Genomic DNA, 7,012 nt, shown 5'->3' on the forward strand with positions numbered 1-7,012 from the left:
CGCCGAGGTAAGCCCAAAAGGGGCCATGGAATGATCTTGAAGACCTAATCCGCACGGATTTACGTGCGGCGACGTGCAGCGGGGTCGCGTCCGGCGACGTGCCGGGCGACCGCGTCGACACCGGGGCGGGCGTACCTCTCCAGGGAGCGGACGGAGGCGTGCCCGGAGCGGGCCAGCAGCATCGGGGTGGATGTGCCGTCCTCGGCGTCGTGTGTCAGGGCGCTGTGGCGTAGCCGGTGAAGTGTCCACCCGTCCAGGTCCTCGATGTCCTCGGGTGAGGCAAGGGGGTTGGCCAGCAGCCGGGTGTTCTCCTCGAAGATCTCCTCGGCCCGGCGGTAGGAGAGCCGGGCCCGGCCGGTCCCGGGGCACACGTCCAGCGTCGGCGTTCCGGCCGGAGCCTTGCGGTCGGTGAGGAACAGCGGGCCGCGGGTGCGCCGGGCGATGAGGCGGGGCAGCATCTGGGCGGTGCCGGACTGCCAGTGAATCCACTCGGTAGCCCCGCCCTTTGCGGTGATCCTGCCGCGCTTGTCCTGCGGATACAGGTCTTGCACGTTGAGACACAGCACCTCATCGGCCTGCGCCGCCGACTCGTAGAGCACCTTCCAGAACGTCTTCTCCCGCAGTGAGACGCCCAGCCGCCACAGGGCGGCGATCCGGTTCTCCGCGAGGGCCTTGGTGCGGTCGGGCGGTGCCGGCCGCCGCTCGATGCCGATCGTCGGATCGCAGGTGATCCAGCCCTGGCGCTGCCACCAGCCGATCGCCTTGCGCGCGATGGACAGTTCCCGGTTGACGGTGTCGGCGTCCATCTCGTCCGCCCGTGCCGCCGCCAGCTCGGCCAGGACCTCCGGCAGCGCCGGGTCGTCGATCGCGGCCACCGGGAAAGACGGGCGGCTTCGCACCCCGGCGGGCGGGTCCGGTCGGCGCGGGTTCGCCCGTGAGCATCCACCCCCATGTCGTCAGTGAGATCCGGTAGATCCGTGCGGAGGACTTCGCGATGCCGGCGCCGGTGAGGTATCGCTCGACCGCTGCGGTGTACGACGACGGCGGGGCGGACAGAGGCACCACCCGGGCGCGCGGCAGCCGGAGCGCGCCCCCGCCCCCGATTTCGGTCACCTGTTCGATCGTCACGCCCGCCCCGCCCTCCCGACGTTGCCGCAGTAAATGCGTACACCTCGCCCCGGCGGCTGGAAGGCCCCGCCGCAGATCGCGGTGATCACGGTAGGGGCTCACCGCAGTAGATCCGGTATTTACTGCGGCACCACCCTGACGGGCAGTCAGGTGTGCGCGATGGGAGCCGGCGCCTGGCATTATCCACACCTCACTCCCAGGCGCCGACGCTGCGGAAGCGCCTGGCGGCCACAGCCCAGGCTAATCAACACCATGCAACCTTCGACCACTCACTGGTCTCGCAGGTGGACGCTGGTGACGGCGATCGCACATGCGGTGCATGCCCACACCACGTAGACGGTCCAGGCTCCACCGGTGGTCCAGGGGAAGAGCGTCGGGGAATCTCCGACCTCCACGAGCCGGAGCCACGCAGGGTAAGGCAAGGTGTGCTTGACGACCGCCGACCAGTGGCGGTCGTCGGTGAAGACGAGGGGCAGCACGAGGATGACCACCACTGAGGTGATCATGGTGGAGGCGGTGTACCGGATGACGGCGCCGAACGCGAGACCGGCGAGCGCGCACACCGGGGCCAGCAGGGCGGAGGCCAGGACGACACGGAAGGCTCCCGGGGCGCTGATGGAGACGCCCGCGTCCCGGCCGTCGAGGATCGCCTGCGTCACAGTGAACGAGACCCCTGCGACGAACGCGCCGAAGACGGTCGTGACCACGGTGACAACGACTGCCTTGGCTGCCATCACCGAGCGGCGGGCCGGGACGGCCGCGAACGTCGTCCGGATGGTGCCCGTGCTGTACTCGCCGATGATCGTGAGGGCGCCGAGGGCGCCGAGGGCGAGGGCCATGAGCAGGGCCGCGTTCGCGCTGAAGGCCTGCTGCAGCGCGATCCCGTCGCTGGCGAAGGAGGCGCGGTCCTTGGACACCTGCAGCGTCCAGTGGCTGTACGTGTCGTAGGCGATGCCCGCGTTGAAGCCGATGACGGCCAGGGCGGTGGTCCCGTAGACGATCCAGGTCGAGCGCAACGACCGGTGCTTGATCCACTCGGCGGCGACCAGGTCACGGAAGCGGGTGTGGGGTTCGCGGGTGGCGAGTTCGCCGCCGGGAACGTCCGTTGTTGTGGTGGTCGCGTTCATCGGGGCTCTCCTCCGGGGAACTGAACACGGTCGGCGGTGAGCTCCATGAATGCCTCTTCCAGCGAGGCGGAGCGGGTATTGAGCTCGTGCAGCGGGAGACCGTGGCGTCGGGCGATCTCGCCGATCCGCACCGCGGTCAGGCCGGTCACGGTGAGCTGCTCTCCGTCCACATGCACGGCCGCGCCCTCGGCCGTCAGCAGGTCCCTCAAGGTGGTCGCGGCGGGTGTGGTCACGGTGACGTTCTGCCGGGTGCCGCGGGCCGAGAACGCCGCGAGGCTCTCCGCCGCGAGCAGCTCGCCACGGCCGATCACGATCAGCTGGTCGGCGGTGTGCTCCATCTCCGACATCAGATGGCTGGAGACGAACACGGTACGGCCCTCGGCGGCGAGCCGTCTGAACAGCTCACGCACCCACTTCACCCCTTCTGGGTCCAGGCCGTTGAGCGGCTCGTCGAAGAGCAATACCGGTGGGTCGCCGAGCAGCGCGGACGCGATGCCGAGCCGTTGTTTCATGCCGAGCGAGAATCCGCCGATGCGGCGCCGGACGACCTCAGCAAGACCGACCTCCTGCAGCACCTCGTCCACCCGGCCCCGCGGGATGCGGTTGCTGCGTGCCAGCGCAGACAGATGCGCCGCCGCGCTGCGCCCGCCGTGCACATCGTGCGCGTCGAGGAGAGAGCCGACATGACACAGGCCGCGAGGGCGGTCACGGAAGGGCTGGCCCTCGATGGTGACCGTGCCGCTGGTGGGCTTGTCCAGGCCGAGGATCAACCGGAGTGTAGTGCTCTTGCCGGAGCCGTTCGGCCCGAGGAATCCGGTCACCCGACCGGGGCGCACGGTGAAGGTCAGGTCTTTGACAGCTGTCGTACCGCCGTATCGCTTCGTGAGTTCCTTGACTTCGATCACGGCTCCCACGGTGCCGTTCGGCTCCCCCGCTCGTCGTCGGACCGGTGCTGACAATCGCCGGGCGCGGCTGTCGACCCTGGTTGTACGACCGCAGGCCGATGCCCCGTTGCGGGTACGCGCCTACGATCTCAGCATGTCCGCCTCCTCACCTTTACCGTCGCCGCTGTTCAAGCACATACCAGCAGGTCTGTGGACGGCGCTGGTGTGGGTCGTGGCAGCAGTGCAGCCCATCGTCGAGTACGTCCTGATGCCGCCCCAGCATGAGTACTCCCTCAGCTATCCCCAGGACGGCCTTCACCCGCTCACGGCCCGGGCGCTGCTCGCTCTTGCTTTCCTGATGGTCCTGACCGGCAGCGTGCTGCTGCGCCGCCGGACCGCGGTGGCGTACGGTCTGGTGGTCGTCGGCACGGTCGTCTTGTCGGTGGCCTGGCGGCAGGACGAAGCTCTGCCCCTGCAGTTTCTGGGGGTGGATGCCGCCCTCTGCTACGTCGCGGCCACCCGGCCTCGGCGCACCGCGATCACCGCGACCGCCGGAGCGCTGGGCGTGCTCACCGGATACCTCGTTCTGCGGTGGATCACGGGAGGGGAATCCGGCACCGCCTCCGAACCGTTCATTGCCCTGACGGTCGTCATCGCCTGGCTCATCGGCAACTCGGTGCACCAAGCCCGTACTCACACTGCAGAGCTGCACGCCCGGGTCGCCGCCCAGGCAGTCACCGCCGAACGGCTTCGTATCGCCCGCGAGATGCACGACACGGTCGCCCACAGCATCGGCATCATCGCCCTGCAAGCCGGAGCCGCAGCCCGAGTGGTGGAGACACAGCCGGTCAGGGCCCGCGAGGCGATGATCACCGTGGAACACGTAGGGCGTGAGACGCTGGCGGGACTGCGGCGGATGCTGGGCGCACTGCGGCAGGCCGACCAGGGACAGGGACCCGCTCCCAGGGATCAGGAAACAACCGGCCACAACCAGGGGCGTGCACAGGCCCCTCTGCGGCCGGCCGTCGGTCTGGCGGATCTGGAACGGCTCGCCGCAACGACCACGGCCGCCGGTGTCCGCGTGGAAGTGTGGTGGCAGGGCAAACGCCGCCCGCTCCCCACAGACGTAGACCTCGCGGCGCTCCGGATCGTCCAGGAGGCGGTGACCAACGTCGTACGACACGCGACTGTTGATCACTGTCAGGTGAAAGTCGAATACCGTGAGGACGAACTCGTCGTCGAGGTCGTCGACCGCGGGAAGGGCTGCGGCACGAACACGAAGAACACGGACACCGGATTCGGTCTGGTCGGCATGCGGGAGCGAGTCGCCTTACTGGACGGCCGCTTCACCGCCGGGCCGCGTCCGGGGGGCGGCTTCCGGGTAGCCGCCCGACTACCGGTGCCGACAGCGGCAGGCACCGAACCCGAAGCGAAGGCTGGAGCCCGATGACCATCCGCGTGCTACTCGCCGACGACCAGCCCTTGGTCCGCGCCGCCCTGCAGATGGTCATCACCGACACCGTGGACGTCCAGGTCGTGGGCGAGGCCGGTGACGGCGCCGAAGCGGTCCGACTGACCGGGGAACTCACCCCCGACGTAGTGGTGATGGACATCCGGATGCCCGGCATGGACGGCATCGAAGCCACCCGCCTGATCACCACGAGCACCAGCCCCGCACGCATTGTTGTGCTGACGACCTTCGATGAGGACGACTACGTCTATGGAGCGCTGCGTGCCGGCGCATCCGGGTTCCTGGTCAAGGACATGGCCTTGGACGACATCCTCGCCGCAGTCCGTATCGTGGCCGCCGGGGATGCCCTCATCGCACCGAGCGTCACCCGCAGACTGATAAGGGAGTTCGCCGACCGCCCTACAGCGGCGCCGCCACGACGGACAGAGCTTGAGCGAATCACCCACAGGGAACGTGAGGTGCTCACCCTGGTCGGCAACGGCCTGTCCAACGCCGAAATCGCTGACGAGCTTTCCATCAGCGTCGCCACCGCCAAGACCTATCTGACCCGGCTGCTCGCCAAGCTCGACGCACGTGACCGGGTGCAACTCGTGATCCTCGCTTACGAAGCGGGGCTGGTGTCATCGTCCTACTGAGCGAACTCCCTCACAATCCTTCGACGGTAGTAGTCAGGCGGCCTGGCCGAGGCCGGCGGCGGTCAGGTCCTGCTCGCGCAGCGGGGTGAAGTCGGACGTCGAGCTTCGGGTCCAGGCCCTCCAGGGCCGCCTGGACCTCGGCGGTCATGGCCGCCACCTTCTCCAGCGCCGCCTGAGCGGGACCTCCCTCGTCGATGTTCTTCAGCACGGTGCGGTAGTTCCCGATCAGGGCCTCGAATCTCCCGCTCGGCGAGTCGGATCTCCTCCAGCTCCGCCTTGGCCTTCTTGATCTTCATCGCCACGCGCTTGCAGAACATCGTCGCCAGGTCATCACCGACCCGCATCCGCGCCTTGTGCGTCAGGCACGCCACCAGCGCGAGGCGCTTGACGGTGTAGTCCCGCAGCTCCGCCACGTCGGCCGCGTCCGCCTCCCCGGCGAAGTCGGTGATCTTCCCCGCCGCGACGTCGTCCATCCACGCGCCCGTGTCACCGAGCCCGTCCACCCACTCCAGCCGCTTGGCCAGGTACTTGAAGTGTGACCAGGTCGGGCCCTGGGCGGGCTTCTTGAGCCGGTTGTACAGGGTCGTGCCGTCACTCTTGCGCTCCTCCAGCAGCCGCAGCAGCCCCGCCCGCTCCGGCGCGCTCATCCGGTCGTGGATACCCCCGCAGATCCCGGCGTTCACCCCCTTGCGGAGGGTCGAGGCATCGCGTCGAAGGTGGAGAACGCCGGCAGTTCCAGCGCGATGTTGATCAGATCCGCAGGCCGGTTCTTCGACGCCGCCTCCCTGCGGATCGACTTCTCAGCACTCCGCCGGGCCCGCACCTGGTCGTAGGCCACGCCAACCCGCTGCCGTACCAGCCCCCGGTGGTTCTTCATGGTCTTCGCCGCCCGGTACACCGGCAGCGTGCCCTCCGGCAGCTCCACCGCCCGCCGCACGAACTCCGCCACCGTCTCCGGGATGTCCTCCACCTTCGGGAAGCACCCCATGCGCTGATACGACTTCAGCGTCAGCAGCAGAGCCAGCAGATGCTCATCGCTGTCCGTACGGTCGGCGGCCCACTTCAGCTCATCGCGAGTCGGTGAGAAGAACAGATGCAGCTCGTGCGCGGTGATCAGCCGCTTGAACCGCGGATACGCGGTCCGTTCGATCAAGGTCACAACCCACCCCCGAGCAGTCCATCAGCGTGCTCCGGCGTGCGATCGAGCTCGGTGTGAACCACATCGACACCGCCGCGTTCTACTTCTCGTATCTGCGGTCGGCCAACGAGCTGATCAGCCGGGCGCTCGCCCCGTATCCCGAGGACCTGGTGATCGCCACCAAGGTCGGTCCCCGATGCGAGCGGCCAATAAGCGCGGAAGCATCGGGATACGCGAAAGGCCCCCGCCGAGTGGCGGGGGCCTTCGTCTTGCCTGAGCCCCAATGCGGAATCGAACCGCAGACCTTCTCCTTACCATGGAGACGCTCTACCGACTGAGCTATTGGGGCCTGCTGCGCTGTGGCAACGAGGTAAAGCATACCCTGAACTCAGGGGTACTCAGAAACACTGAGCACAGAAGATTCTGACGGACTCTCACGGTGCCGCCACATCCCTCCTACTCTCACCCTACGCACGCCGGCCCGGACAAGGCAGCCGGACAAGGCAGAGCGATCGCCGACCACACGGGCGAAGTGAACGCAGAAAAGCCCCGTGCCACAAGGGCACGGGGCTTTCCCGTAAAAGGAGTTCGGCGGCGTCCTACTCTCCCACAGGGTCCCCCCTGCAGTA

At 68.2% G+C, this 7,012-nt stretch carries 7 protein-coding genes, 1 tRNA gene and 1 pseudogene; 3 read left to right on the forward strand and 6 right to left on the reverse strand.

Annotated elements, in window-relative coordinates; genetic code table 11:
• Positions 1-59: 59 nt before the first annotated feature.
• The 3 genes from ACZ3IC_RS22670 to ACZ3IC_RS22680 all read right to left on the reverse strand — a co-directional run bounded on the left by ACZ3IC_RS22670 (position 60) and on the right by ACZ3IC_RS22680 (position 3,160).
• The gene (locus tag ACZ3IC_RS22670; protein ID WP_467418549.1) at positions 60-875 is read right to left on the reverse strand and encodes a tyrosine-type recombinase/integrase; all 816 of its coding nucleotides are present in this window, start codon (positions 873-875) and stop codon (positions 60-62) included.
• A gap of 522 nt (positions 876-1,397) precedes the next feature.
• Positions 1,398-2,255 carry an ABC transporter permease gene (locus ACZ3IC_RS22675; RefSeq protein ID WP_467418551.1) on the reverse strand — a complete coding sequence of 286 codons (858 nt, stop codon included), beginning with the start codon at positions 2,253-2,255 and terminating at the stop codon, positions 1,398-1,400.
• Positions 2,252-3,160 (reverse strand): ABC transporter ATP-binding protein, encoded by a 909-nt coding sequence (locus ACZ3IC_RS22680; protein ID WP_467418552.1) that lies wholly within the window; start codon positions 3,158-3,160, stop codon positions 2,252-2,254. Before ACZ3IC_RS22680 ends, ACZ3IC_RS22675 begins: the two co-directional genes overlap by 4 nt.
• 133 nt (positions 3,161-3,293) lie before the next feature.
• Here ACZ3IC_RS22680 and ACZ3IC_RS22685 point away from each other — a divergent pair, with 133 nt between their 5' ends.
• Both ACZ3IC_RS22685 and ACZ3IC_RS22690 read left to right on the forward strand, forming a co-directional pair.
• On the forward strand, positions 3,294-4,589 hold the full coding sequence (locus ACZ3IC_RS22685) for a sensor histidine kinase (protein WP_467418554.1): 1,296 nt from the start codon (positions 3,294-3,296) through the stop codon (positions 4,587-4,589).
• Positions 4,586-5,245 (forward strand): response regulator, encoded by a 660-nt coding sequence (locus tag ACZ3IC_RS22690; RefSeq protein ID WP_467418556.1) that lies wholly within the window; start codon positions 4,586-4,588, stop codon positions 5,243-5,245. The genes ACZ3IC_RS22685 and ACZ3IC_RS22690 overlap by 4 nt, the downstream gene beginning before the upstream one ends.
• A 62-nt stretch (positions 5,246-5,307) precedes the next feature.
• Here ACZ3IC_RS22690 and ACZ3IC_RS22695 read toward each other — a convergent pair whose 3' ends face one another.
• Positions 5,308-5,892, reverse strand: coding sequence for a hypothetical protein (locus tag ACZ3IC_RS22695; protein WP_467418558.1), 585 nt, complete (start codon positions 5,890-5,892; stop codon positions 5,308-5,310).
• A gap of 32 nt (positions 5,893-5,924) precedes the next feature.
• Positions 5,925-6,404, reverse strand: coding sequence for a DUF4158 domain-containing protein (locus ACZ3IC_RS22700; RefSeq protein ID WP_467418560.1), 480 nt, complete (start codon positions 6,402-6,404; stop codon positions 5,925-5,927).
• Here ACZ3IC_RS22700 and ACZ3IC_RS22705 point away from each other — a divergent pair.
• Positions 6,377-6,577: pseudogene (locus ACZ3IC_RS22705) on the forward strand (aldo/keto reductase); the annotation flags it as partial. The gene ACZ3IC_RS22700 and the pseudogene ACZ3IC_RS22705 overlap by 28 nt on opposite strands.
• An 82-nt stretch (positions 6,578-6,659) precedes the next feature.
• Here ACZ3IC_RS22705 and ACZ3IC_RS22710 read toward each other — a convergent pair.
• A tRNA-Thr gene (locus tag ACZ3IC_RS22710) sits at positions 6,660-6,732 on the reverse strand.
• Positions 6,733-7,012 lie beyond the last annotated feature (280 nt).

Source organism: Streptomyces sp. NPDC002958, from assembly GCF_055563255.1.

What these genes read in the sequence shown, in the direction of transcription:
- ACZ3IC_RS22675 (WP_467418551.1), bottom strand. Translation starts at nt 2,255, where the DNA reads ATGAACGCGACCACCACAACAACGGACGTTCCCGGCGGCGAACTCGCC.
- ACZ3IC_RS22685 (WP_467418554.1), top strand. Translation starts at nt 3,294, where the DNA reads ATGTCCGCCTCCTCACCTTTACCGTCGCCGCTGTTCAAGCACATACCA.
- ACZ3IC_RS22690 (WP_467418556.1), top strand. Translation starts at nt 4,586, where the DNA reads ATGACCATCCGCGTGCTACTCGCCGACGACCAGCCCTTGGTCCGCGCC.
- ACZ3IC_RS22695 (WP_467418558.1), bottom strand. Translation starts at nt 5,892, where the DNA reads ATGAGCGCGCCGGAGCGGGCGGGGCTGCTGCGGCTGCTGGAGGAGCGC.